The 25,293-nt window shown below is 58.3% G+C and carries 27 protein-coding genes; 17 read left to right on the forward strand and 10 right to left on the reverse strand.

Going from position 1 to position 25,293, the window contains the following annotated elements:
* The first annotated feature begins 287 nt into the window (after positions 1-287).
* From F8N36_RS13990 to F8N36_RS14020, 7 genes are all read left to right on the forward strand, one after another.
* The gene (locus F8N36_RS13990; RefSeq protein ID WP_291333440.1) at positions 288-842 is read left to right on the forward strand and encodes a FlhC family transcriptional regulator; all 555 of its coding nucleotides are present in this window, start codon (positions 288-290) and stop codon (positions 840-842) included.
* 72 nt (positions 843-914) lie between these two features.
* Positions 915-1,430 carry a transglycosylase SLT domain-containing protein gene (locus F8N36_RS13995; protein ID WP_291333567.1) on the forward strand — a complete coding sequence of 172 codons (516 nt, stop codon included), beginning with the start codon at positions 915-917 and terminating at the stop codon, positions 1,428-1,430.
* A 133-nt stretch (positions 1,431-1,563) separates the two neighbouring features.
* A complete protein-coding gene (locus F8N36_RS14000; protein ID WP_291333441.1) occupies positions 1,564-2,202 on the forward strand; it encodes a hypothetical protein in 639 nt (212 codons plus the stop codon).
* 454 nt (positions 2,203-2,656) lie between these two features.
* Positions 2,657-3,454 (forward strand): hypothetical protein, encoded by a 798-nt coding sequence (locus tag F8N36_RS14005; protein ID WP_291333442.1) that lies wholly within the window; start codon positions 2,657-2,659, stop codon positions 3,452-3,454.
* Positions 3,455-3,546: 92 nt separating this feature from the next.
* A complete protein-coding gene (locus tag F8N36_RS14010) occupies positions 3,547-4,434 on the forward strand; it encodes a hypothetical protein (RefSeq protein WP_291333443.1) in 888 nt (295 codons plus the stop codon).
* 233 nt (positions 4,435-4,667) lie between these two features.
* The gene (locus F8N36_RS14015; protein ID WP_291333444.1) at positions 4,668-5,672 is read left to right on the forward strand and encodes an AAA family ATPase; all 1,005 of its coding nucleotides are present in this window, start codon (positions 4,668-4,670) and stop codon (positions 5,670-5,672) included.
* Positions 5,672-6,571, forward strand: coding sequence for a ParB/RepB/Spo0J family partition protein (locus F8N36_RS14020; RefSeq protein ID WP_291333445.1), 900 nt, complete (start codon positions 5,672-5,674; stop codon positions 6,569-6,571). Before F8N36_RS14015 ends, F8N36_RS14020 begins: the two co-directional genes overlap by 1 nt.
* A gap of 451 nt (positions 6,572-7,022) precedes the next feature.
* Here the strand turns inward: F8N36_RS14020 and F8N36_RS14025 are convergent, their stop codons facing one another.
* Both F8N36_RS14025 and F8N36_RS14030 read right to left on the reverse strand, forming a co-directional pair.
* On the reverse strand, positions 7,023-7,169 hold the full coding sequence (locus tag F8N36_RS14025) for a hypothetical protein (protein ID WP_291333446.1): 147 nt from the start codon (positions 7,167-7,169) through the stop codon (positions 7,023-7,025).
* 67 nt (positions 7,170-7,236) lie between these two features.
* Entirely contained in the window at positions 7,237-8,436 is a 1,200-nt protein-coding gene (locus F8N36_RS14030; protein ID WP_291333448.1) for a hypothetical protein, read from the reverse strand.
* A 434-nt stretch (positions 8,437-8,870) separates the two neighbouring features.
* Between F8N36_RS14030 and F8N36_RS14035 the strand changes: the two genes are divergently transcribed.
* On the forward strand, positions 8,871-9,923 hold the full coding sequence (locus tag F8N36_RS14035) for a tyrosine-type recombinase/integrase (protein WP_291333450.1): 1,053 nt from the start codon (positions 8,871-8,873) through the stop codon (positions 9,921-9,923).
* 62 nt (positions 9,924-9,985) lie between these two features.
* On the opposite strand, the gene F8N36_RS14040 is transcribed toward F8N36_RS14035, so the two are convergent.
* From F8N36_RS14040 to F8N36_RS14060, 5 genes are all read right to left on the reverse strand, one after another.
* The gene (locus F8N36_RS14040; RefSeq protein WP_291333451.1) at positions 9,986-10,966 is read right to left on the reverse strand and encodes a hypothetical protein; all 981 of its coding nucleotides are present in this window, start codon (positions 10,964-10,966) and stop codon (positions 9,986-9,988) included.
* An 87-nt stretch (positions 10,967-11,053) separates the two neighbouring features.
* Positions 11,054-11,377, reverse strand: coding sequence for a hypothetical protein (locus tag F8N36_RS14045; RefSeq protein ID WP_291333452.1), 324 nt, complete (start codon positions 11,375-11,377; stop codon positions 11,054-11,056).
* Positions 11,378-11,478: 101 nt separating this feature from the next.
* Entirely contained in the window at positions 11,479-12,267 is a 789-nt protein-coding gene (locus F8N36_RS14050; RefSeq protein ID WP_291333453.1) for a hypothetical protein, read from the reverse strand.
* Positions 12,268-12,387: 120 nt separating this feature from the next.
* On the reverse strand, positions 12,388-12,717 hold the full coding sequence (locus F8N36_RS14055; RefSeq protein ID WP_291333455.1) for a hypothetical protein: 330 nt from the start codon (positions 12,715-12,717) through the stop codon (positions 12,388-12,390).
* A gap of 85 nt (positions 12,718-12,802) precedes the next feature.
* Complete coding sequence (locus tag F8N36_RS14060; protein ID WP_291333457.1) at positions 12,803-13,069, reverse strand: hypothetical protein; 267 nt, start codon at positions 13,067-13,069, stop codon at positions 12,803-12,805.
* A gap of 864 nt (positions 13,070-13,933) precedes the next feature.
* On the opposite strand from F8N36_RS14060, the gene F8N36_RS14065 reads away from it, so the two are divergent.
* Complete coding sequence (locus F8N36_RS14065) at positions 13,934-14,626, forward strand: nuclease-related domain-containing protein (RefSeq protein WP_291333459.1); 693 nt, start codon at positions 13,934-13,936, stop codon at positions 14,624-14,626.
* 25 nt (positions 14,627-14,651) lie between these two features.
* Positions 14,652-15,035: a hypothetical protein gene (locus F8N36_RS14070; RefSeq protein ID WP_291333461.1), complete on the forward strand. Its 384-nt coding sequence runs from the start codon at positions 14,652-14,654 to the stop codon at positions 15,033-15,035.
* 37 nt (positions 15,036-15,072) lie between these two features.
* Here F8N36_RS14070 and F8N36_RS14075 read toward each other — a convergent pair whose 3' ends face one another.
* The 3 genes from F8N36_RS14075 to traF are packed head-to-tail and all read right to left on the reverse strand — an operon-like array spanning position 15,073 to position 20,697.
* The gene (locus F8N36_RS14075; RefSeq protein ID WP_291333462.1) at positions 15,073-18,126 is read right to left on the reverse strand and encodes a conjugal transfer protein TraG N-terminal domain-containing protein; all 3,054 of its coding nucleotides are present in this window, start codon (positions 18,124-18,126) and stop codon (positions 15,073-15,075) included.
* A gap of 7 nt (positions 18,127-18,133) precedes the next feature.
* On the reverse strand, positions 18,134-19,681 hold the full coding sequence (locus F8N36_RS14080) for a conjugal transfer protein TraH (RefSeq protein ID WP_291333464.1): 1,548 nt from the start codon (positions 19,679-19,681) through the stop codon (positions 18,134-18,136).
* 53 nt (positions 19,682-19,734) lie between these two features.
* Positions 19,735-20,697 (reverse strand): conjugal transfer protein TraF, encoded by a 963-nt coding sequence (gene traF / locus F8N36_RS14085; protein WP_291333466.1) that lies wholly within the window; start codon positions 20,695-20,697, stop codon positions 19,735-19,737.
* A gap of 225 nt (positions 20,698-20,922) precedes the next feature.
* On the opposite strand from traF, the gene F8N36_RS14090 reads away from it, so the two are divergent.
* The 7 genes from F8N36_RS14090 to F8N36_RS14120 all read left to right on the forward strand — a co-directional run bounded on the left by F8N36_RS14090 (position 20,923) and on the right by F8N36_RS14120 (position 25,293).
* Positions 20,923-21,366 (forward strand): hypothetical protein, encoded by a 444-nt coding sequence (locus F8N36_RS14090; RefSeq protein WP_291333468.1) that lies wholly within the window; start codon positions 20,923-20,925, stop codon positions 21,364-21,366.
* Between the two features lie 87 nt (positions 21,367-21,453).
* Positions 21,454-22,290: a S1/P1 nuclease gene (locus F8N36_RS14095; RefSeq protein ID WP_291333470.1), complete on the forward strand. Its 837-nt coding sequence runs from the start codon at positions 21,454-21,456 to the stop codon at positions 22,288-22,290.
* Between the two features lie 367 nt (positions 22,291-22,657).
* A complete protein-coding gene (locus tag F8N36_RS14100) occupies positions 22,658-22,870 on the forward strand; it encodes a hypothetical protein (protein WP_291333472.1) in 213 nt (70 codons plus the stop codon).
* A gap of 126 nt (positions 22,871-22,996) precedes the next feature.
* Entirely contained in the window at positions 22,997-23,689 is a 693-nt protein-coding gene (locus F8N36_RS14105; RefSeq protein ID WP_291333474.1) for a hypothetical protein, read from the forward strand.
* An 83-nt stretch (positions 23,690-23,772) separates the two neighbouring features.
* A complete protein-coding gene (locus tag F8N36_RS14110; protein ID WP_291333476.1) occupies positions 23,773-24,228 on the forward strand; it encodes a hypothetical protein in 456 nt (151 codons plus the stop codon).
* A gap of 85 nt (positions 24,229-24,313) precedes the next feature.
* On the forward strand, positions 24,314-24,847 hold the full coding sequence (locus tag F8N36_RS14115; RefSeq protein ID WP_291333478.1) for a hypothetical protein: 534 nt from the start codon (positions 24,314-24,316) through the stop codon (positions 24,845-24,847).
* An 89-nt stretch (positions 24,848-24,936) separates the two neighbouring features.
* Positions 24,937-25,293: a hypothetical protein gene (locus tag F8N36_RS14120; RefSeq protein WP_291333479.1), complete on the forward strand. Its 357-nt coding sequence runs from the start codon at positions 24,937-24,939 to the stop codon at positions 25,291-25,293.

Raw genomic sequence — 25,293 nt, forward strand, 5'->3', positions numbered from 1 at the left:
ATTCAAGTTCGCAAATTTGGCCAAACTATGTGCATGTCGTTAATTGGTACAATACGACTGCTAATGAGTACAGTTATATTTAATAACTCTGCGGGAACATTGGCGCATGACGTTTAAGCGAGACTGTATGCGCCGCTATGTTAATGGGTGAAATATCTATATTTGCGGGACGCGTACTTGGCAATACCCTATTTCTGTACGTTTTTGTTAGTTATTGCGACCCCTACCCCTCTTGACGTAGAACCAAAGGGTCAGATACCGTTCCTGCAACCAAAGCGGGGCATTTCATGCAAACACTGCGGATATATGGATCTGTCGATCATCAGCGGGAGGCGATTGCAATCGAACTCCTGCGGCGAAACGCCCGCGCGCATGTCCTCAAGTCTTCCACTCAACTGTCTGCCAGAAGGCTCCAGGGAATAGCCGAGAAGATTGGGGTACCGTGGGGCGGATCCACCAGAGGGCCGCTTCCCCAGGTATCCCAGGTGTACCCGTCCGACGCCGAGCGACTGAACGTGCGGACGTTTGCGCCGGTCTATATCGGATATGCCGCTTCGCCGCGGGCCTCCATTGACGTGCTGGCCCTGATTTCCGCACATGACTTTTGTCGGGATCAACTGGGCATCTCGATCCACATCGACCATTGCTGGTCGATGGCGCGTGACATCCGCAACGGCCACATCTTTCGGAAACAATGCTCCTGCGGGGAATATTTCTTCGTCTGTGGCGCTACGACGCGGGAAAAATGCCAAATTTGCCGCGGTGATGGAAAACCATCTCCCGACCCAATGCCGGTTCATGTCCGCACGTTGTCCGACACCGCTGAAACTAAGTTGGATTGATGCGGGATGGCCTGGGCGGTTCAACAAATACCCCAGATAATGCGCACTTCAGCCATAGTTGGAGTGATATTGGTGGGGATCACGCTGGTTGCTACGACGCCGACCCGGGCACTCGACCTCAGTCACACCATCTGGGGTGTTGTGGGACAGGAACGCAAGATCGATCCGAACCTTCTCCTGGCGGTGGCTCTCGTGGAGTCGAAGAGATACGCTGGCCCGGGCAAGATCTCACCTCACCCATGGGCCATCCGCGATGCCGCCGGACCTCATTTCTGCAAGTCGCTTCAGGAAGCGAAAAACCTACTCACGAATCCCAGAGCGAATACAGATGTGGGCCTGATGCAGGTCAACCTGTATTGGAATGGCAACCGGGTAAAAGATCCGTCCGACCTGTTGGATCCTGGAACAAATATCAGAGTTGGTGCCGACGTACTCGTAGAGGCAATTCGCTCCGCTCCCAACGACATCATCCTGGGTATTGGACGCTACCATCGTCCAGACGACGAAATCGAAGCGCGGGCCTATGGAACGCGGGTATACTCAACCTGGCAAAATCTGACGAGGTTGCCAGGAAAAGGGAGCGCATAATCGTGGTGTTTTCGATTTCGAAAGAGCGATCGCTCTACGGCCTCGCGTTTCGCATCTTTGCGATTTCCCCCCACGACGTAATGACATCCTATTTGCCGTTGCGGCCGGTGGTCGCTCCCGAAGGAAACTTGCGATGACTGTTCACCTTCCAGAGGATTCCGACGGGGCTGCGATAAAGTCCGACATGCGGGTACTCCACGACGAACTGCTGACCAGGTGCCATGACTTTGTCGCGAACAGGCCGCGGAAACTCATTTTGAAGTGCTTCGGCCTGTCGGAGAAGGCGGTCGACACGGTGAAGCGTTTTTCGCTCGAAGATCTGTTACCGCTTCTCCACACGCCTGTCCTTTTATTCCGGCCAACGGTCGATTTTGTAAGCCTCGCCGAGGTGTTGGCCCAGGAAGATCCGATTCACCTGCCGGACGGTTTGATTTCGAGTTTCGATCAAGCTGACTTGCCACAAGAATATATCCGGCTCCATAGCTTATATTTTCTCACAATTCGCTCAATCTCCCGGGAGATGGATAGGGTGACCGCATCTTTCTTCAGCGGTCTTACGCCCAAGGAAATCGACGTTGTGCGGCTCGCACCGTCGCCCCTGATCCTGAAAGCCATCCAGTCATATGTGACGTTCTTTCAGCCCCGCGTGGATTTTTCGTTCATTTCAAAGACTGCGAACCGAAATCTCTCGCCGACCAGGATCATTAACGAGGCCGTTGCGGCAATCCTGGCGGCTGAAACGTCAGTCGAACAGTTGAAAAAATACCGCTAGCGCCCAGCACATGCTGGCTCCTATGTCCATATCGCCAAGGCACGTAAGATGACCGAGAACACGGACGATTGTTTTCCAGGCGGCCTGGCGCCGAGAAAGAAGAAACAGTTCATCAAACACCGGGCTGCCCAGTTGCAGCAGTACCTTGATGAAGGTCGTACCTACGCGCAGCTAGCGGAACTGGTTGAGCGTAAATTCAAAGTCACGATATCGGCAGATTGGCTTGAGAAGACGCTAAGGGCCGAGGCTAAAGCCAAAGCGGCTATAGCCCCCACCCTTCAGACTGCGCCGGCTCAGCTGCCGGCGGCCCCATCGACAAATGCCTCACCTACCTCCCGATCGGACACTGGTGGCAAGCCGCAATCGGGTTGGGTCGAACCGGATAAGACAGGGTCGCCTCCGGAATCGCGATTCCGCGGCAGGCGCAGTCAATAGAGAGCAAGGAGGGTTAATAATGGAACTTACAAAACGCGCGATCTTCACCTACGGGCACAAGGGCGGCGTCGGCAAGTCGACCTTTGGCGCTGCGCTACTTGATTATTTCCGCCGCCATGGAATCCCCTGTGCTGCGTTCGACAGCGATTACGCCGTGCGCCATCTTTACCAGTATTATGGCACCAAGGCTGATAATGACGCGCCCGAAGATCCGTTGGTCGGCGTGAGCTTGGTCGATCTCAAACAGCCGCGGGCTCGGGACGGCCTGGTCAATATCCTGGACCGAAATTATCCACGCATCCTTCTGGACATGCCAGCAGGGTCAGCCACGGACCTGGAGGAAGGCTTTGGTCTGGGTACTGCCAGAGCGCTGTACGAGGAATATGCCAGTTGCGGTTATAGGATCACGCTGGCGACGGTCATCACTCCCATCTTTGCGTCCACCGAAGCGGTCCAGATCGCCTTTGAAACATTTGGTCGTAATGTCGACCATCTCGTTGTCAAGAACCTCCATTATGGCGAGGAGAATCAGTTCCCCTTCTTCGATGGTTTCGAAGAGAACGGTGCCATGCGCTATGACAAAACCAAAAAGAGCATTCTTCAATCTGGAGGGATGGTCATTGGTCTACCGAAGCTGCGCGCCGATACCTTTGCGATGATCGACAAATACGCGTTGAACTTCACCAATGCGCTTGAAAGCACCACCCTGTCCCGCGCTGATCGTTCTCGCGTCCACCAGTGGCGGGAAGAATGCGGAAATGTTCTACGGCAGGCGGGCCATCTGCTTGGGTTGGACGACGCTTCGGTGGTCGCGTGAACGCCCCCTCCCCGCCTCGCAGTGCACTTGATATAGCCCTCTCGCTGGTTCCAGAGGAATCAAGAGAGCAGGTCCTCCGCGTTGCCGCCGCCATGGGTGTTGGCGCGGACGACCCAGCTTTCGCTTGGGCAATTGCCGCCGGGCATGTGCATCAAGCGATCGACCAACTGCCCGCAGCCATGCGCGAGGCGGCTGAGGAAAATTTGACCGCATTGAAGGCCCTTTTTGAGGAGGGGCGAGAAACGCTGGCGGAGGATACTGCCGATCATCTTCGCGAAGAAATTGATAAGGCGATTGCGGCTCATATCGCCATCCTTCGCGATCTGCTCGCCGGTGCCGTGCGAGACGAGTGCAGGCATATCGATGACTCGGGTGCAAAGCTGGAAGCTCTGCTGGATGCTTCTGGACAGAAACTCGAAACGCTGCTGAAGAGCATTTCTCAGTTGCCTGAAAACATGGCACAGGCCGTCGCTAATGCGTCCCTGGTCGACAAACTTCCTGCAATCATCGAACAGTCCGTTCGCGATAAGTTGGTCTTGAAAGAACAAACCAAACGCACGGTCGCCGTTGGGGTTGTCGTCGCGGTTGCCCTCGCGGGAGTTGTCTTCGGAGGGTTGTCAACCTGGCTCTTCGAGCAACAGGTCTACCGGGCGGAATTTGATGTGCTGCAGGCCAAGGAGACGACCGAGGTCAATGCTAAGCTTGGAGAGGCCAGAGAGCTTCTCGCGCTGGCTCGCCCCTTTTCGGAAAGCTTGCTTGATCCGACCAAACGGGCGCGTATCGAGTGGACCCAAGAAAACCCCGGACTGGTTGACGTTGTAAGGACGGATGCCGGTAAAGCGCTCGTGAAACTTGCGCAGGGTTACAAGGGCGCTCTTGATGTTCGAGCCCCCTACCCCTGTATCACGCTAGGGCCGCGCACCATGATCAATGGCACCATGGTGAATCGCACCTGCAGCGTGGCGTTGCCCAACGATTAATGCAGAATGCCATGTTCCGACATCGGAACATGGCATCGCCTTCCCCCGTCTCCGGATGCAAGTGACGCCTTGTCTTTTTGTACAAGGTGTACGCATATTTATCTTGTACATTTGTACTGGTTGCCGCTTAATGTTTGACAGAAGGCCCCTCGCCCTTCTGGTCGTCGAGATTTCTCGGCGATGACCCAAACTACCATGTTCCGACGTCGGAACATGGCATTTCGGAGACTGCTATGGGGAAAATCAAAATGACCGGCGGTGAGCTGCGCGACATCCGTCAGCAGAAGGAGATGACGCAGGGTCAGTTTGCCGAGTTCCTGAATCAATTGCTAAACCGCAATTATGACGAGACCCTGGTCAATAAATTCGAGAACGGTGCCAGAGAGATTCCCGATCGCGTCGTGGAAAAACTCAGAGAGCACCAAGCCGGTCAGTCTGGCGGCGACAGGGCAGCTGAGCACACGGTTGGCGGCACGAAGATCATCGCGGTCACCAATCAGAAGGGCGGCGTGGGAAAGACTGCCACCTCCGTCAACCTCAGTTATGTGCTTTCGGCTATGGGGAAGAAGACTCTGCTGGTCGATTTTGATTCGCAGGCCAACGCGACAACGAATCTCGGCTTCAGTTGGACAGCCTTGGAGAAGGAGCAGAAGACGCTCTATTACTCACTGTTGGAGGATAAGCCTCTTTCTGACATCTTAATTGAATACAATGACAACCTGCACCTGTTGCCATCGAGCGTCACTCTCGCCAAGGCTGACGTGCAGTTGATCCACGTCATCAATCCCCACTCGGTGCTACGCGACCTTCTCGAAGGAGTGAAAGACGAATACGACGCGATCTTGATCGACTGCCCGCCGCATCTCGGCTTTATGACTTCGAATGCCCTGATCGCGGCGACACACGTCCTCATCCCGTGTGAAACCGCGACGGCTTCGATCATGGGTATCAATCAGCTGCTGGAGCAGGTCAAGGCGGTCAAGACCAGGGCAAACCCCGGTTTGAAGTTTCTTGGGATCTTGCCAACCTTGTATTCAAAGGGGGAAAACGAGTCGAAGGAATCGCTGGACCAGATCCACCGGGACTACCAGTTCGTTCCGATCTTCGAGCCCATCCCGCGGGCGACGATCTACAAGCAATGCTATTCGCGGGGCGTGATAGCTCTTGAGTACAATCCGGACATTCCTGGCGGAGAGGTCTACCGCGAGATCGCCAGGACGGCGATGGGAGATCAATGATGGCAAAGAAACTACCCCCACGAAGAATGGCGGAGCAAGCCAGCATTGACAGCGCATCTGCAACTCAGGCGCTATTCGGCATTACTGGCACCGTCGCCCAGGTCATTCAGGTCGAAGTTGCACGCCTCTATCCGAATACCCATCAACCGAGGACGATCTTCGACGAGGAGGCCGTCGATGCTATGGCGGCGTCTTTCGAGATCGATGGGCAGCTCCAGCCCATCCTCGTCCATCCTGTTGAGGAAGATGGGCGGCGCATGATAGTTGCCGGCGAAACACGATGGCGCGCGGCAATGAAGAACGGGTGGGAATGCCTCAACGCGATCGAAACCACGGCTGATCCTGAGATCATCGCGCTTGTCGAGAATGTGTTGCGCCGAAATCTGCGTCCGATGGAGGAGGCGAGGGGGCTGAAGAAGATACAGGATGCCCATAATCTGACCCAGCGCGAATTGGCGTCCCGGTTCGGTAAGAGCCTTTCCGAGGTCAATCGGCTTCTGAGCCTCTTGGAGCTTCCAGAGGTGATCCAAGCCGAGGCAGATAAGGTTGGCGCATCAAAATCCGTTTTGGCGGAAATTGCCAGCGCCGCCCCCGAGAAGCAGATGGACCTCTGGGAGATCGTCAAGCTGGGGGGGACGGTGGCAGAACTGCGCGCGGGACGAGACGCAGAAGACCACGGGCCAAGTCTTGCCCCCGTTGGTGGCAATGGTCACGCGGCAAAGCCACAACCTGAGAAACCGAAGAAGCCGCAGAACGTTGTGAAGGTGGCCAACCGCGCGGCCGGCAAGCTGGACGATATGCTTCAGCAGATCGAGGGGCAACAGGTGGCGGTCGGCGACAAAACGCGCAACACCTTGCGGGCTCTGCGAGATCGCCTCACCCGTGTACTCGGCGAATAAGGGAAGGCCGTTCACTGCCATGTTCCGACGTCGGAACATGGCAGTGAGGCCCTTCCAGCCCGATCAGCGTCGCGCCGAGGGCGGCGCTCAGTGGGCAGGGGAAGGGGCGGACGGCGTCTGCGCGGGGCACACTGGTAGGTCGCCTGCCATCCTGCGGCGCCGCCGTAACGGTCCGATCGGTAAGGCTCGCGCAATCGCCAACTCAGTAATGTTCAACGCAGCCCCGGTCGTGGCCAGTGCGGTTTCGATCTTCTTGCAAAGCCACGTCCGGTCCAACTGCAGCGCTACTGGCGGTCGACCAGCGGCGGTCAGCTGCTGCAGGTCGCGCCGGTCGCGGTAGCCGGCGGCGAACGCCACGACCGCTTGGCGCTGGTTGAGCGCGAAGTCGACTCCGACGCGGCCAAAGCGAGCTGAAGGTCATGGACCCGGCGCTTAGCGGTAGTAAACGTGATCACACTTCTCCTGGCCGTGGCGGGCGCGCCTGCTCGTCCTGAATGCGGCTCAGCAGAAGATGCGAAGGACGCTTCATGGCAACCTGTTGATCCACTAGACCTTCGCCAATTATGGCAGCGACCGCGCGCACGGGGAGAGCACGCATCGCTGGCCCAGCTGTATGGTGACGTCGCCAAGCCGGGTAAAACATAGCGTCGTGCACAATTTAGGTCTCAGGCATCGTACCCCTTAGGAAAGATGACGCCGTGGCGCTCGAGTACGCGAGTGGAACGCTCGATCGCGGCGGTGACCCCCTGCAGCAGGGTGTCCAGGTCCTCGCCGGTCACCGTTGTGCGCGGCGCCGCAGGCTTCATCGGTGGCGCCAGCGGCGCTTTACCTGTGCGCATCGGATAGATCTGCAAGTCGGCGACTGTATAGGTCTTCCAGGTGGCTCGTCCGGTCGATTCGCGGATCACGCCTGCGCGCGCTAGTTCGTCCAGGAGCCGCCCTGCCAGCGCATAGGGCGGTTCATGACGGGCGGCCAGCACCGCCAGGCGCGCCGCCTCGGCCTCGGACAGCGCCCGCTCTTCCTTGGCGGCCAGCAGCGCAGCAAGCTCGGTCCTGGCGGACTGGTCGGGACCTCGGCGGGGGGCAAGACGACGGGCGACAGCGCCGGGAGTGAGCATCGGCGTGGCCAGCGCCATGGCCATCACTTCGAAAATCCGCGAGTCCTTGCGGCGCGGCCCGACCAGGCGGGACCACCGCTCCCAGGCCAGGGCCAGGTCGGCAAGCCGCTGGCGCCCGCCGTCGGCGGCGGCCGCCACGCGGGTTAGGAACCGGCACTGCCAGTCCACCGCCGATCCAGCCCGCGGTGGAAACGCAGCCAGGCCGGGCAGGGGGGTGGCGGACAGCCCGCCTTGGGCCAGCCAGCGGGGCAGGGCGTAATGCAGCACGCCAGGCCGAGAATCGGTCTCGCGCCGGATGGTCCACGCGACGTCGGCCGCCGACAGCAACACTCCTGGCCCTGGCGCCGCAGCCATGGCATCGAGCAGCACCGCCGCCTCGGCGGCCAACTCGTCCTCGGCAGAGCGGCCCGCCGGCGGCAATCCCACATCTTCCTCCTCGGTAAGTGGTGTCACCACCAGATCGCGTGCCCCTTCCATCTGCCCCAGAAGCCCCAGCATGGACAAGGCACGGGCTCCTGCACCGCCGTCGGCAAGTCGCTCCACCGGAACCCCGGCGACCAGCGCGGCCAGCGTGTCGGGCTCGGTTTTCTGCCCGTTCCAGCCGCAGGCCTCGACCGTGGCAGCGAGGCGCTGGCGGTACTGCCAGGCGCGGCGCAGAGGATGGCCGGCGACGGCCGCATCAAGGCGACCGATGGTCGCAGCGGTGGCTTCGGCGGCGGCGAACAGGGCAGGGGTGGGAGTATTCATGGGATGCATTCTAAAGGCTTTCACGTGAAATGTATAGAGTGAGGTGGGACATAGTAGGGCTGGTTAACTATCACAGCTGGATTGCACAAACGGTGTGTCTTCGCCATCGCAGTAGCTTAGCAAATTGGTCCGCCTCAGGGCTTAAACGGCACGGCTGATCGTGCGTTGCCACCGCTTCCCCTGTATTGCGTGGCTTAAATCGCCAGGATTTCTGCCGTTTTTTTCCGCCAGGGCTTTCCTTAACCGGGGCAGCCATTGGCTTAACTCGGCCCGCCGGTGCCGCCGATCGGGGAGGGGTTTCTAACTGCGTTCGTCGGCAGCAAGCCCACATCGTTTATAACCGTCACAATTACGTCTGATAAGAGGTGTTTTCAGACGGAACCGGCGGTGGTAGGGTGACGCCGTTACCTCTTTTGCGCGAGACGCCTGGAAAAATGGCCGAGATCCTCACCGTCCTCGACGAGGACACCGCCTGTCCCTTCACCATCCACACCCAGCTGTTCGGGCCGCTGGTCCGCTCGGCGCCGCCGTCGCGGCAGCGCGAGCTGCAGGCCCTGGCCAGCGATGCCGCGGTCTACGCCACCAGGGCGAAAGGGGAGGGGACGGTGCGCGCCTACCGGTCCGCCTGGCGGCAGTACGAGGCTTGGTGCAGCAGCCTCGGTTTCCCGCCGCTCAACGGCGAGGCGGAGGTGATCGGCCTCTACATCGTCAAGGCGGCGGAGCGGTTGACCGTGGCCACGTTGCGCGTCCATCTGGCGGCGATCGCCACCGCCCATCGCTTGGCCGGCATCCCCATCGACCTCAAGCATCCGCGCATTGCCCTGGTGCTCGAAGGCGTTTCGCGCACGAAGGGACGTCGGCCTCGCCGCCAGGCGGTGCCGCTGCTGCCCGACATCCTGCAGCGCATGTTAGCTGCCCAGCCCGACACTCCCCTGGGACTGCGCAACCGCGCCATGCTGCTGATCGGCTTCGGCGGGGCGCTGCGCCGCTCCGAACTGGTCGGGCTCGATCTCGGCGACGTCCGCGAGGTTCCGCAGCGAGGGCTGAGCCTGTTCATCCAGCGCTCGAAAACCGATCAGCACGGCGATGGCGAGGAGGTGGGCATCTGGTCCGCCGCCGATCCGGAGTCTTGCGCCCTGGTGGCCTGGCGGCGTTGGCTGGCGGTGCGCGGTGAGGTCGGCGATGATCAGCCGTTGTTCTGTGGTGTGCTGAAGAACGGCGCTCTGACCGGCCGCCGTCTCTCCGCCAAGGCGGTCGAACGCCTGCTGCGCGACACCGCCACCGGACTCGGGCTGCTCGATGCCGCCCGCTACACCGGGCATTCGCTGCGCGCCGGGTTGGCCACCGCGGCCGCCGACGAGGATGCCCAACTGCACGACATCATGCGCCAGACCCGCCATAAATCGGCCGACGTGGCGCGACGCTACATCCGCTCTCGCTATCTGTGGAAAAACAACGTCACCGAGCGGGTGTTCCGCAAGGGCTGACGAGATCCTGAGCGCGCAAAAGAAAACCGCCCTGTCTCCCGAGGGAGAGAGGGCGGTTGAGGTTATTGGCTTGCCTGCTTCAGCGGGCTACCGGGACAACCGATGGTCGCCTCGCCATTCAGCGTGGCGAAGACATCGGAAACAGTCGCGGACCGCTCATCGGCGAATACGACCGTCAGTGTCCCTTTGAGGCTGGGCTCATCGGGCGCGCTGTCGTCGCGGAAGAAGACGGCTCTCGTCCATTCTTGGCCGGGGGTGGTGAACTCCCACCCATTGGCTCCGACGACCTGATAGCCATAGTCGTAACTGTCCGCCTGGGCATCCGCCGCGTCCCTCCGTCGTTGTTCGAGGGCAAGGGCGGCCGCCAAGGCGGGATTGTGCCTGGCAGCGATGGCCGTCAGGGCCTTTTGGCCGTTGGCGAGCGCCTCCTGCATCTCTTTGGCAGCCTGCTGTTGGGCGGGACTGCCGCAGTTGCCGAAGGCGGCGACCATGCCGTTCCCGGCCTCGACCAAGACCTTGATCAAGTCCATGGCTTCGTCTTTGGTGACCGGGTCCGGTGAGGCATCGAGAATATCGATATCCAGCATGGTGGCGGCTACCATGGTCTCGAAGTCTTCGACATTGGGCCGTTCACCATCGCTGCTGAACGACGCACTGCTCTCGTTGCAGGCCATGATGAACCTGCCCCGCAGTTCGGCGTCGTCGCTGCTGACAGCGAAGACCCAGTCGCCCCAGGCTCCACCTTCCGGATAGTCGGAATAGGTGCCGTGGACCAGATAGCGGACCGGAACCTGCTCCTCGCCGGGTTGGTGGGCGATGTGCTCGATGACGAACGAGGTTTCGTCGATGTCATCGGGATCGGTGCCGTTGGTGGCCGCGAGATGCTGTTTGAACAACTCGGCGGCCGACTTCACGGCAGTGATCAGCGGCTCTTTTGGTGCGTAGCGACCGATATCGTCGGCCACATCCACCACTGCTTCGAACTCGCTGTCGGTGGCGGGGTCCACCATGGCGACAATGATTTTGAAGGACTTCTGACGCATGTTCTCTTCCTTTCAGGATAATGCCCGACCGGAAGAGACACGCCCCCCTGGGGAGGCGTGCTCCCCGGTGGGGTTGTGGTCACTGGTTCAGCCGTTCGAGGCCTGCTGAACCGTGGAAACCGACCAAGTGCGGCCGTAAATCCAGGCGCTTCGCGCGCCCGGTGGCAACAGGTCTAGGTCGTCGATCACTTCCACGGTCCAGTAAGGATCGAGGAATTTGTCATCGTTCCAGTGAAGGATATCTCCACGCTGCGTGGATTTCACTTCGACGACGAAATATCGGCCGGGAGGCGCGGTAAATTCGCCGTCTTCGGCTTCATTCCAGTAAGCGTAAATCCAGGACACTTTTAGCCTTTTGCCGAGAACCGATTCGAAATCGGCCAGAGCACCAGCCTCCGCGTCCTGTTCCATCTCGACTATCCGCTCTGCTTTGAACAAAGCATCATAGTCGATGTCATAAGTTGTTCCCTTGATCAGGCGACCAAGGGCTCTGAGGTGCTTGCAAACATCGCTCAGGCCCCCTTTCCATGCTTGGCGAGGTTAAGCACATGGTTTGCGTGCCCGCCGACGTCTTGCCATTCCCGATGTTCTTCATCGGTCATGGTGTCGCCACCGTCCATGCCGTGCTTTTCCTGCAGTTTACCGGCGAACGCCCACATCTTGTCCAACCCAGCCCGCAGCTTATTCACTACGTCAGCTTCAAGAGCCGACGTCGGAATGCCTTGGCAGGCGTTGACGCTCGCGACGATGCGAGCGGCGACGGCTTCTTGCTCCGGCGCCCAAAGTTCGCCGTTTTGGCTGAATGCAATAATCCAGCGATTTCCGACCGTGACCAGGCGGTAGTCGTTCGCATCTCCTTGCGGGTGGAATTGCCACCGGTCAGTGGAGCGGCTGATCTCGGCATCCTTCCGGTCACGTATCGCTTTTGCAGCCAGCTTGTTGCGAGCTTTGCGGCGGAATTCGGCAAAATACTCCACCATGTCAGCGCCGCTCACTTCCTCGTCGTTGTCGAACTGCGTCCAATCGATAATGGCCTGCTCGACCAACGAGGTGAGGCTGCCCGTATCGCTTTCCACCGGTGCTATCGGAGGCGCGATGCGGTCGACGTTCACCCCGCCAAGCTCCAGCTGCTCGCGGATGGTGGCATTCGCCACCATCGCCTCCATTTGGAGCGGACAAAGAAGGGACCACATCAGGCGAACGACCTCTCGGAGATCGCCAACTTCGTGGTCTGACTCACCGCTGTCCTTTCCGTGCTGGGTGGCAGCGGCGATAATGGCTTCGGCATCGATAATGATCATGTCTCAGTTCCTTCTGGTTGGCCCGTCCGGAAGAGACACGCCCCCTGCGGGGAGGCGTGCTCCCCGGTAGGGTATTTGATGAAGACGATGGTGCCTTGGGCGGCATCGTTAATTGGATTGTCAGAGATCGAGGATCGCTCCACGAGTTACAGCGAACAGATTGCCGCTCCGCCGAAGGTTCTGAAGGGTATTGAATTTTTCATCCCTTCGCGCATCCACGTTGCAGAATGACAGCTTCGTATCGGTCTCGCGGATTCCCGTCGTGATGCACGGGTACGAGTGTCCGGCCCGCGGGCCGGTCATCCACCGGGAGAAGGACCGACAATCCATCGAACGATCCAGCTCGTATCCGATGGACGCCAGAGTGCTTGCGATGTGCGAAATCGTGGACGGACTTTGCCCACGTACCGCACGAGCGGCGATCTCGTCATCGAGCATTTGCTTGGTCATGTTGTTCTCTTCCTTTCAGGGGGTCACAACCGGAAGAGACGCGCCCTCTTGGGGAGACGTGCTCCCCGGTGGGGTCGTACTGGGATTAGGCGGTATATTGGGAAACCTGCACGTCGTTGATTCCTCGGAGAATCGTGCCGACCTTCCGGCGAATGCGTCGCCATCTGGCGTGGTCCGTCTCATTAATCGTCACCGTGTGAAACCCCTTCGAGGGCGACGACACGGTCACAATGTCGGCGAGGCCGGCTTTGCACAATTCACTTCTTATATGGTCGGCGCCGATCATCTCGATGACCAACTCGATTTCTTCAATTTCGGCCCTGGTAAAGTCTCTACCTTCGTCGCTATTCATGTGGCTCTCCATGGATTGGAGACACCGCTCATCCCGTGGTCGGGAAACGGCAATGCCTTCCCCAGACGGGGTCGATTTTCAGATCGAATCTGGGTGTCGTGCTCGGCTTAATGTCCGCCGGGCAGGACGTCATTCGGCTGCCAAAGACCGTTTGATGATCTGTGGCAGGTTGACGAACGCTGCAAGCAGGGATCGTCTTCTTCAACTGCTGCTTTTCGGCCAGTTGCCTACCGCCAAAGCGGAGTTGAGGGATCAACCGCTCAACCATCAAGGTGCGTTCACATGAACGCGCCAAAGATCTGGGAAGTGTAGCCGTCGAGTGCACAGGCTTCACGCGGACATAGTCCACCCGCTGATGAGGAAATCCAAATCCTCAATATTGAAAGCCTTGCGCGGACACCGGAGTGTCTTTGCTCGAAGCGCTGGCCTCCAATCGGAGGTGGGCTTGTGGCGCGCTTGCGATTCAAAGATCGCGCTCTGTCCCGAGCCACGCGAAGGTGGCAACTCGCACAAAGGCGACGGACGAAGGTAATTCTTTGTAGCACAGTCCCATAGTTTGCGAAAGCAGGAGTGTTGCGAATTGTGAATTGCTCTATGACCTCTCGTTTAAGAAAATTACTGAAAACTGCATGAATGGGGCGAGAGCCTGTCCATGTTCCGACGTCGGAACATGGATAAGCGTCCGATTTTAGGAGGGTCCATGTCTGGCAACGCCACTTCACCGAGAGGAGAGCACTGTCAGCCAAGCAAGTATGCACCTGGATGGGGAACAAATCATCTCGTCCGTTTGGTCCGCCTAAATTGTGACGCAGGGGACCGGTGACATAATTCCGTTATCAGGGCTAGTCGGTCCAGGAGTTAGTCGTGAACACTGAAAATGTATTGGGTTTTCTGACGATTGGTGCACTGGCGTATGCTGCGATCGACGGCGTGCGATCGGCCATTAAGAAGCGCCCGACGGTGTTTGGGGCCGCAACCGATCCGCTGCAGAAGCATGGCAACGACGGTGAGGAGAAGGTCGATGCCGCTCTTCGTGAACAGGGCATTCCGACGCTCCGCAATGTGTTTCTCCAAAGCTGGAAGGAGCACGTCACAGAGTTGGATTTAGTAGCCCTCATTGGCACCTCGATCACTGTGATCGAAGTGAAAGCCTGGACTGGTGATGTGCGAGGTCGAACGGATGACGCTGAGTGGTCTCAGGTGAAAGGCCACCAGGTCAAAATGATGGGCAATCCGCTGCTGCAGAATCGTTACCATGCGCTGCACGCCCGTCGCCATTTGCCCAGGGCACATATTGCCGAATTGGTTGTCTTCACTGAGGGAATGTTTCCAGAAGGGCAACCAGAGGGGGTGGTCGATATTCCCGGTTTGTTGGAGTATGTGGGACACCAGCGAACGGGTGAGCCGGACAGTCCGACGATGTTGGCTTGGGGAAAACTGGCTTCAATCTCTGGCCGACAGGACAAGCAGCTACTTCGTGAAAAGTTGCTTTCCCAGGTTCGCCTTGGGATGGGTGCCGAGAATAATGGGGATGACAACATCACCGTGGTAGTATAAGGCTCGATGTCGAGGATGAGTCAAAATGAAGCAGAATTTCCAAGGATTTCTGGATTGCGCTTATAACGTCCACTACTGGGATGTTGCAGGGAAGACTGCATGCATGGTCAAGAATGGCTATGACCCCGCCGTCTACACGGTCCAGCAGGCCACTGACCTCGCGAAGACCCAGATGCAGGACGAACTCGACCATCCGACCTTCGGCGTTGGAAGCGTCATCGTCATCGTCGTTGCTTGTTTGGCCCTTCGCTGGGTCGTCGGTGGCTTGGTCACCGCCTTCCGGACCAGAGGTCAGAGTCTGAATGGTCTGTTCGGCCCCGATAAAGGCGACACCATCGGTTCAGATGCAACTGGTAACCTGCATTGGAATATACGTAAGAATATCGATGGCGGCTTTGATCGATATTGAAATGACCGCGGAGGTCTCCGTGCCTCCGCGGTCATGATCAAGGCTTCGTAGTCCTCTCTGCCCCTTCAAAGACTTGCCCTGCAGTGTTGGTCGCAGATTTCACAAACCCTGGCGTGGCTGCGCTGGTCGCGGTGCTAAACGTATTAGCGCCCCCAACCGTTTCTTTATTACTCGCTGCGGCAATGTTTGGGCTATTGTCAACGTGATCCGACACGTCGGTCCCGGTCTTTACCAACGGTGCTCCCGCATTGGCGACGTCATTTTGACCACTGTTAATTGCTCCGTCGTATGCGCCGAGCGTTGAGGTCACCGATCCGCGGTTGTCGTTCGCAAGGCCGGGAAGTTGCGCCGCTTCGCGGTCAACAAGACTCTTGTCGCCGCCCCTGGCCTGGTTGCCGGCTGTTACCGTCGTTTCTCCCTGCTGCGCCAAGGAACCAAATGCTGGGGTTTGGGCCGCTCCGACAAATCCGCTCTCCTGCTGGATCGATGCCCCGACGCCGGACGCCGTCGACTGCGCTCCAAGGAAGCTTTGATCTCCGCGATCAAATAGCGCTCGCCCCATTTCCTTACGACTCGCGGAGATGCCGCTGGACAACGTGCTGCCGCCGGAGACTATATCGCGGAAAGCATAAATTCTGGCAGCGGTTCCTGAAGGATCTGCCCTAAGAAAATCGTTGAGTGCGGCCCGGTGATTACCCTCGCTCCAGTATTTGCCACCGTTTGGACTAATGAGGCCATCCATCCCTTGTGTGGCCTGCCGGAACGCCGTATTGAATTGGCCGCCATCGGTTTTTGCCCCTTCTGTGTAGGCCTTGGTCCACTGGTAGGCATTGAAGGTCCGACTCGCTTCGGTCATGTTCATTTTCTTTTCGGCCGCTTGTACGGACTGCGCTTGGCTGGCCGACTCCGCATCGGTTACCGTAGTCGTCCGCCCGTTGGTCGACGTGTACGTCACTCCCGAAGTGTTCGCGAGTTGATCGGCCATTTCACTGGCGATGCCAAGCCTCTTTGTGTCGGCTCTCTGGGTACTTTCTTGGAACATTTGCGTAAGCGCGGTTGCCATACCGTGTTCCTGCGTCGACTGGTCGGTCGCGCTAACTTGCGCAGATCCGCCGTGTGTTATACCGAGGTTTGCCGATACCAAGCCTTTCTTTTTGCCGTCCGCATCTTTGCCGCCGAGCGCCGAATTTGCCATACCAGCGGCTTCAGCGGTGACCATGCCAGCGGCACCCCACCGCGCCATGAGTTTAGATACCGTTTCACCCGCATCGATCTTGGCCCCGCCTTCTATGGCGGTTCGCACGGCTGCAACATCAGTCGCGACCTGCTGGTCACCGTGCGCATACCTCTCCGCGAAGTCCCGTCCCGTCTGGTGATTGCGTGCATAGGCAGATGTTTTTTCTTGGGCCGCCCTAACGGCCATGCTGGTGGTGCTCGTTCCGGTAGTTCCAGAAGTGACAGCATCGGCTATGCTCTGGTTCCACGAAGCACCTGTAGTTGACACAACATTGCGGGCTTGCGTGAAGCCAGCGGACTGTTCTGAAGCGGCAATATCACGAGTACGAACACCTATGAGGCTCGATCCCACGCTGTCGAAGCCGCCCATGGCGCCGGCTTTGAAGGACCCTGCCTCAAGCGTGTATTGAGCTGCTGGTGCCAAAGAATCTGGTGATGTCTTCTTTGCCTCGTACTGCCCTTGGCCGAAGTTGCCGGCGATCGCCTCGACCCCCTTCGACGTGCCCCATGCGAGCGCCATGGCGAGGAATGGCACCGCCGCAGCGGCCTTGTCTCCCAGAGCAAGCTGGCTCTGCAGGTAAGGGTCAAAGAAACTCTGCAACCACATAAGCGAAAGTGGTTGTGCATAGGTGCCCATGGACGAGACGTAAGTTGCCGTGGTCATCGCCATGTAATAGTTGATGATCGCGAACAGAGGGTTCCAGAATTGCAGCCAGAGTGCCATTTGTCCCCATTTGATGGTCGCCTGCATTGCCATCGACCCGGTCAGCAAGAGAACGGCGAGAATGGGGGTGGCGCCATAAATGAGGCACTCGATGATGGTGGCCATCGACTTAGCCATCGAACCGAACAGGAAACCTTCGGCATTCCAGAGATCATTTCGCTGGCGAATGGTATCTTCCAGCGATTTTGCCAGCGGATAATCGAGCCAAAGCTGCTTTGCAACGTAGACGGTCGCATCATCCCAACCGCGGGCGGCGATCGTAGCCTCAATAAACTGCTGTCCCGATACCGAATCCAACCCGATCGCAGCAAGCGCTTGGGTCAGTTGATCAAGAGCATCATTCGCTGCGTTGGAAGAAGTGATCCCGAGCGCCGGTGCAAGAACACCCGGGGCGATGCTCGTGGTTATGATCGAGTCGGTCTGGGTCAGCAGATCGTTATAGGTGTTGCCAGCGCACGAGGTGTCATTGGTCAGGGCAGTAATGCTCGGTGCGGCCAGCGGAAAATTCAGTACACCGATACCCTTCTGCCCAAAGGTATTGATCGCGTCGGGCAGAGTGGCTGGGCCGACCGTGTTGTAGAGGTTTTGCTGCAGTTGCGGGGTGAGGCTCCGCACGATGCATTGGGAAATATACTCTTGCCAAGCACCACTCAAGTCACCGCTTTGGGCCACCTGGCCACCGCGCGTTGTGTTCTCGCGGACAATTCGCAATGTGTCGAGACCACCCATCCAACCGGCTTGAGCCGATGTCGGCGTGCTGAATGCCAACTGGCTGACATTCGTGATCGAGAGGCCGATATTGCTTAACAACGCACCGATGCCAGCTGGACCAAATGGTACATTCGACACGGTATAGGTCTGGTTAGTGGTCGGGTTTGAAACTATCACCGGCACCGTGACGCCAAAACTGGCTCCATAGATCAGCGCCGAGGTGACCACGGTATGCGCGTCGATGCCCTTGGCCCCATTTGCCACGTAACGAAACAGAATCGTCAGGATTGTCAGGATGGTGACAGCCTGGACGTTCCCCATGACCGTCCCGTCCTGCATTGACATTGCGACGGAGTTGAGAATGTGTTGGAGAAAGTTCGGATCGCCAGCGGTCCAGATCGTAAGATGAAAACTTCCCATATTGACCTCACTGCGGTCCGCCGGTGGTGCCGCCTGCCGCGCTCGTTGAGCGCCTGGGCGCCGAGAGGCTAATCACCACCTTCTCAGAAATCGCAATTCGGCGTTCCAGCTCCTTAATGCCGGCGCTGAAATCACCGTATTTGATACTCAGCTTCTGCATCTCCGCGGCGATCTCGGTTTTTGCCTTCGGATAGGATTTATCAACGAATTCGCCGAAGGCCGCGTTCTGGGCTTGCTGAGTTGTTGAGGCGGCGATTGCGGTGTCGATGCTGCGCTCGAACGTGATCAACAATGAGTCCATGTACTGAAGCGCCACCTGGTTTTGAAACTCGATGACCCACTGCTTGGCGGTGGCTGCGTCCAGCATCGACATGGTCTTCAAATCGGATCCGAGGCGGCCGGGAAGGGCCGCCAGGAACTGCATGTCACTGGCGGGTATCTGCGTTCCATTGGACCGCGTGTTCACGATGTCATCGATAATGCCATCCCCTCCGGTCCCGTTATTGCTGCCTGCCAGCCTGTTGACGATTAAAGTCGTAATCGGCGTGTAGTTCGTGTCGGTCGCTGGCGACGGATTTTGGCAGTCATTCGGCCCGCTGGTGCCGTCGCATTTCAAGTAGGTGATCGCCGTAGTGCCGCTGCCATTGTCCTGCCCGAACATCAGGTCATCGACATGAATTGTCCGCGGCAACGGCTGGCTATTGAGCTGGGTGCCAGCACTCGATGGTGCGGTGCCCCCGGTTGAAGAGGGGTTGCCGGGCGCTGTCGTACCGTTGGACGTGGTGGCCCCAATTGTGCTCCCAGTGGTCAGAATCGCCGTGCCGGTGAGCGACATGAGTTCCTGCAGCAACAATGGGTCGCTTGCTCCTGTCAAGGCGGTGTCGACGTTCTGTCCGCTCAACGCAGCCCAGACGATATTGCCGGTGAATGGCTCCAAGGCGTTTGTGCCACCGACCGAGGTTAATGCTTGGAGCGGTGAGTTCGATGAACCACCGGTCTGGTTGGGGAAGAAGCTAGAATAGGCATCGCTGAACCCGCTTGTGAGCGCACTCAGAGACATACCAGTATTGGCCTTCCCCGTAACGGCCGAATACCCGTCATTAACAATACCCTGCGCCAATTGGCAGGAATTATGCGTCATTTGATTGATGTCGTTGACGAGCTTTTGAATGTATTTGATACCCTCGTCAATTTCGGGACTGACCGCAGCCAGGGCTAGATGGAATGCAAAGCCCGCCGCGTTGGAAGCCACGGCTCTGGCAAGCGAAACGAATTGCTGAAGATTCACAAAGCTAAACGATCCCGCGAACATATCGATGCCGCCGCATCCTGAATTGAAATTCGGGGGAGTGAACGATATCAGGTTCATGTTGACGACGCGGGACCGGGCCTGCACAGCCCCGAGCGAGACGCCGCCCCGGCCGGTGGCTGAAATCGATCCAGCGCTGGTGACGTTGATCCCTTGGAACAGATTATTCATCTGTCCGCTAAGGCCGGTATCGGCAAACGCGGTGGTCGATGAAAAAAGCGCGACAGCTGCGACCGTCGTGGTCAAGGCAGCTCGGCGCCAGCTGTGGGCGTCAATAATACGCCGACCGATGTTCCGATTCATTGGCTGCTTGTCCTGTCGAGCTTCTTCCGAAGGATGGAAATCAGTTTGTCAGGTGAATCCAGGGTGCTGTTGTCGACCTCTGGCGGCTTCATTTGAGGAGCGTCCACTTTTGCCGGGCGGGTCGTGTCGAAGTCCTCCTCGGTCAACACCTTCGACAACACGCCGGCTTGCAGGATCCGCACGGTCAGTTCTTGAAATCCCAAGGGGCTTTCAGCGATCGGCGTCAACTGACCGTTGTAATAAAGGAAGAGGGTGGGGGTGGCCTTCACCCCCCACGCTGCCGCCTGACCGTTGTCGACCTTATAATTAGGGAATTCGCCTCGAGGCAGTGGGCGGCCGTCCATCGAGACCGGGAATACGGTGAACCCAAACTCGCGCTCCATGGCTTGTAGGATCGGCGCTTCCATGATGCAAGGGCCGCAGTCCGATCGATAGAAAAACATTAGGCCCGTTTCCTTGGCCATGCGCTTCAGGGCAGCCACAACGTATTGGCCCGTCTCGGCATCCTTCTGGGCCGCGGCGGCGGTCAGTAGGGGCCGACGGGTGTTTTCGTCAAGGAAGGGATCGAGTTGGATCGCACGCTGCCATTGGTCCGAAAAAGTCGAAGCTCGGTCGAGGGTCAGCTTTTGCAGGTAGAGATATTGTTGAATGTGCGGGATCGTCGGCTCATCAATGGCCAGGTCCCGATACTTGGGAAGATTTTCTCGCAACCAGGCGGTGTTGAGCTTGACCTTTTCAGGCTTCTTTGGCTTTTCCGGCTCGGCTGGAGTGGCGACCTCTGGCTGAGGTTCCGCTTCCTGCGGTTCTTCTTCCGGCGCGGGATCCCGTTCGTTGTACCAGAACCACCCCCTCTCCCGATCTCCCCACCACGGCGCTGAAGTCGTGACATCGGCCCGCGCCTGCGCATGGAAGAGACAGAAGACCGTTAAGGCGGAGGCCGCCACAAATTTGATTTTCATCGGGGTCGCTCGAAAGCCAAGAATGTGAAGCAGCATACCTTGCGGTAGGTGAGCTGATCCCCCCCCTATATCGTGCAGATTCGCGCTAAATTGCCGACCAGCTTCGGGGTGTTGTCGACGAGGCAGAGAAATTCTCGTGACAGGGGTCCGATTTTGGGTTCAATGAATTTGTGGGTCCAAAGTTTGCCGCTACCGTATAGATGCAAAGACCTTCTGGAGAGTATCTTGACCCAAACCGACACGACCCTCGTCACCGCGATCGAGCTAAAGAACCAAGTCTACACGATCAGTCTTCGGATCAATGAGGCGGACTTCAAGTTCCTTGTCGCGGTGCGTCACGATGACATTCGGACTTTCATCGTCCTGGCCGACGTCCCAGACGGCGGAGGACTGAAGGTTTCGATGGTGCGTGGCGAACTGATCGCCCACGTCATGGACCGGCCGCTCGTCGACTGGGCTACGGCAAAGATTTCTTGGGGGGAGACCAGCTGGCTAACCCGCCGTGAGAACCTGGAATGGCGGAACATCCGTCGTCTCGAAATCGAGGAAGACGGCACCGTGGTCAATAAGGACTGGTTCCCGCCTGGCGTGGCCGAACCCCTGTTGCGGGCACTCGAAGACAGCGTGCCGATGCCGGCACACCTGTCCACTGAGGCGATCGGCTTTTAGGATGCCTGCTCTCCCTTGGTCGTAGCTGCCATGCGATTGCTCGATCGGTCGCATGGACACCAAGGGATCCACGAAAGTGAGGGACCCATGATTATGCGAGCTAAGGCGCGCGTGCGCATTCTCGCGGCCGTCGTTGCCGCGATCTTTCTTGGTTCTGCTGCCCCACAATCGGCATTGGCCTGGGGGGCGGAAGGACATCGAGTCATCGCCGAGATTGCCGAGAAGCACCTATCGCCGGCTGCCGCTGCGCGCGTTGCAGCTCTTCTCCAGGCTGACGGCGCACCCTCCTTGGCGGCAATATCGGTCTGGGCGGATGACTATCGTGTCCTGCATCCGGAAACCGGGAGTTGGCATTTCGTCGACATTCCGGTGGCCGAGTCCCGATACAACGCACAGCGGGACTGCCCTGGGAACAACTGCGTTGTCGCCAAAATCAACGAGATGGCAGGGTATCTCCGTAATCCAAGCACCCCGCTTGACGGGCAGGTGATGGCGTTGAAATATCTCGTCCATTTTGTCGGCGATATCCATCAGCCGCTTCATTGCGCCGATCGTCGGGACGCCGGCGGCAACAAGCTTCGGGTGAAGCTTGGGAAGGAATTCACCAACCTGCATCACATATGGGATACCGAACTGATCGCTATGGCCGGCGGGCACGACGCGTCAGCGTTGGCCGCGGATCTCGACGCACAGATCTCTGGTCAGGATGTGGCTGCTTGGCTGGCCAAAAAAAGTGTCGAGGAATGGGCGAACGAAACCCATCGCGTGGCGATATACAACGCTTACGCCGATCTGCCCGACAGCAAGGTAGCAGTCCAGATCGATCAAGCCTATCTCGACGCCGCTGAGCCGGTCGCTCTACACCAACTGCAGGTCGCGGGAATCAGACTAGCCAGCACGCTGAATGCGATCTTCGGGAAATGATCGTGGACATGGTAGCTGAAGCGGCGGCAGGGCTATTGCGCTGTCGCCGTAAACTTTGCTATTTTTAATCACTTTCGTCCCTTCGCCTTCGTGTGATCGTTCAGCTTCGTCTGATCAGGACAAAAGGCAGTTTTCGGACTGCAAGCGCGCCACAAGCCCTCTCCCTTCGCGGAGACAAGCGCTCTAAGCCAGGCTTTCATCACTGGAGATTTGGTCTCCATCGCTTCGGCCGCATTGCGCCGATTTCCAGAACCCGCCCTTGCTGGCGAGTCTTTCCCCTGGCGTTACACCCAGAATCTGCCATAGCGCCCCCGTTGACGGGGGTATCAACGCGTCCAACTCGTTAACGACTTGGAAGGACATAATAATGTCGCATCTCAAATCCTACAGCAGAGCTTCATATCGAACCGACAAGGTCGCCGAGGTAGCGTTCAATACCATCGGCGTCGTTGGCATGGCTGCGATCTTCACATCGCAGCACATTGCTGGCTATGCCTTACGCCTGCTGGTCAGCGAGCCGCTCATGTGGCTCGGTTTCAAGCACGCCGCACTGGCGGTCTTCAGTTTTCATCTTTGGTGATTGTGCGCGGCAACAGCATACCGCGCGCTCCAAACCCACCTGTCAATAAAGCCCCGCCGGGGAGCGCGTCTCCCTGAAATGGGCCGTGTCTCTCCGTCCGAGCTATGATCTGGAAGGAAAGACATCATGAAACAGACAGCGAAGTACCCCTGCCCTGGCGACAGTGAATTTTGGGCGATCAGGCGAGTTGCTTTGGGACTGATCGCCGACATCGACGTCGATATTCGCACCCTCACACTTGAGGAAGAAGGCCCCTACTGGGATGCTCTTCAATTCGCCAGGATCACCCCTATGGTCCGCGAGATCCTCAGCGCACATGGGCTGGAAGCACTGTTGACGCCGGCGCTCGGACCCATCCCGGAAATACCGGCAAAATCCGACGACGACTTGATCGCCGAATATTTTAGCTGGGAGCCCACGGATGATCCGGAGGTTCTTGCCGACCGAAGGTGCGAAGAGGAGTCATATCTCGGTCATCTCGCCGATATGGCAGAACGCGCACCGATGGTTGAACGCATCATGACGGACGAAGGCATCGTCCGGATCGTTACGCATTCTTCTGATGACGAGGAATCATCGAGTTTCAGCCGCAAAAGTTATCTCAACGGTGAACTCCATGATATCGACGGTCAACCCGCCGTGCGGAAGTCCTCGCATCATCGAATCCTCTCTGAAGGATATTTGGATGAGGATTTCGAGGAGTCATACTGCCGCGGCGAGCCCGTCGCGTACATCAGCCATGATGACAGAGTTGTCGACGGATGGTGTCACGCCCAGCGCGTGGCGTTCGGCGCGGCCGAGTTCGACGACGCAGCATAAAGACCAAATTCATCCCGCCGGGGAGCACGTCTCCCCAAGGGGATGTGTCTCTTCCGGTCGGGGATACCCGAAAGGAAAGAGATATGGCGACAAGATTTGTCTGGACTTGCTCTTACATGGGGTGCGCCTGGTTTGACGTGTATCCTGATAAGGGCGAGAAATTCTCGGTTGAACTCCGCCGCGAGTTGTCCGATTACGAACGGTCAACCCTGAACAAGAGGACCGACCCGGAACGGGAGATTATCCCGACAATCGGCATGCTACGGCGGGAAAGCAGGGGCAATATTCCAATCCCAAAGGAAATCGTCCGTGACTTCAACGCGTGGCGACTCGCAGACTGGGAAACGCAGATTGCGAAAATGCGTTCTCAGCCCGAGCGCTACGGCGAAATCCTCGCAGAGGATCCTCTTTTCCGGCGGCCTAAGCCCGTCGGGGCGGTGCATTTCGAAAATATGAAGGACACGGATCACGGCTACTTTTGGGTCGTGGACGTGGCGCCGGCGGAACCGACGTTGGCACCCGCCGAATTGGCGGCCTGACCACCATTGCAACGACCCCGCCGGGGAGGACATCTCCCCTCGGGGACACGTCCTCCTCGGTAGGATCCTTTCTCGGAGAATATCGATGAAGATGAAAAAGCAGACGAAAGTCATGGTCTATGGCGTCGAAGGGATCGGCGCCAATAAGACGGAAGCCCGGTCCGATGCGGAGAATCGCCTGACCGCGTTGGTGCAGGCGCCGGAACCGACAGTCGAGGTGTTTCGAGGTCAAGCGATCTTGATCTATCGCACGTTGCACGGTTGGAATACGTCGTTCCTCACTGATGAAACCGGGCGGATACTGCCTCACCAGAACCAGAGTGTGTCCATGTGGGCGGAACCGGACCTGGGCAAAATCCAGGCTGCGGTCCGCGTCCATCTCGGCCAGATCTGCTGGTCTTTGGCCGAGCCTGACGATGACGCCTTCGCAAACGAGGCCTTTCCATACGCTTTCCCAGGATCTCTGGGAGAGCGTAGCAAGGACGATCTCAAGAAATGGATGCGCTGGCAGCGAACGTACCAGGCAGCAATAGCTGCCGGGCTTTGTGACAACGAAGCGCGGGAAGTGGCCGATGGTTTCCGTCGGCTCCCACGCGATCGAAATTCAACGGCTGCCTAGGCTGTCCGATCAACCCACTTGCCCACGGGGAAATGCGCTCCCAAAGGAGGCGTGCTCCTCCTGGTGCAACGCAAACACAGGAGAACAGCATGATCGTCAGCCAGGAAGTGATGGGTGGCCTCTCTGGAGCCATCGACATTCACGGCAAGAGCATCGCAGTCGGCACTCGTGTTCGGTCCTTTGACCATCCCTTATGGTGTCAAAAGTCCGGCGAAGTGCTCGGCATGGAGACTGATGGAAAGCGGGTTGACTTCATCGAAGGCCTCGTCGAGGCGATCGGCGGCAGGCTCTGGTTTGACACCAGCACGATCAGCGGCCTCGAAGAACAGAGTCGGCAGGTTGCTGCTGACACGGACCAACGGTTGGGCAGCTGGGCGACGGCGAATAAATTCGTCACGGTGATGCCAATCATCATTACGGCCGCCAGCGACGTCACGGAGGACTGA

Source organism: Desulfovibrio sp. (genome assembly GCF_009712225.1).
GTDB lineage: Bacteria > Desulfobacterota > Desulfovibrionia > Desulfovibrionales > Desulfovibrionaceae > Desulfovibrio.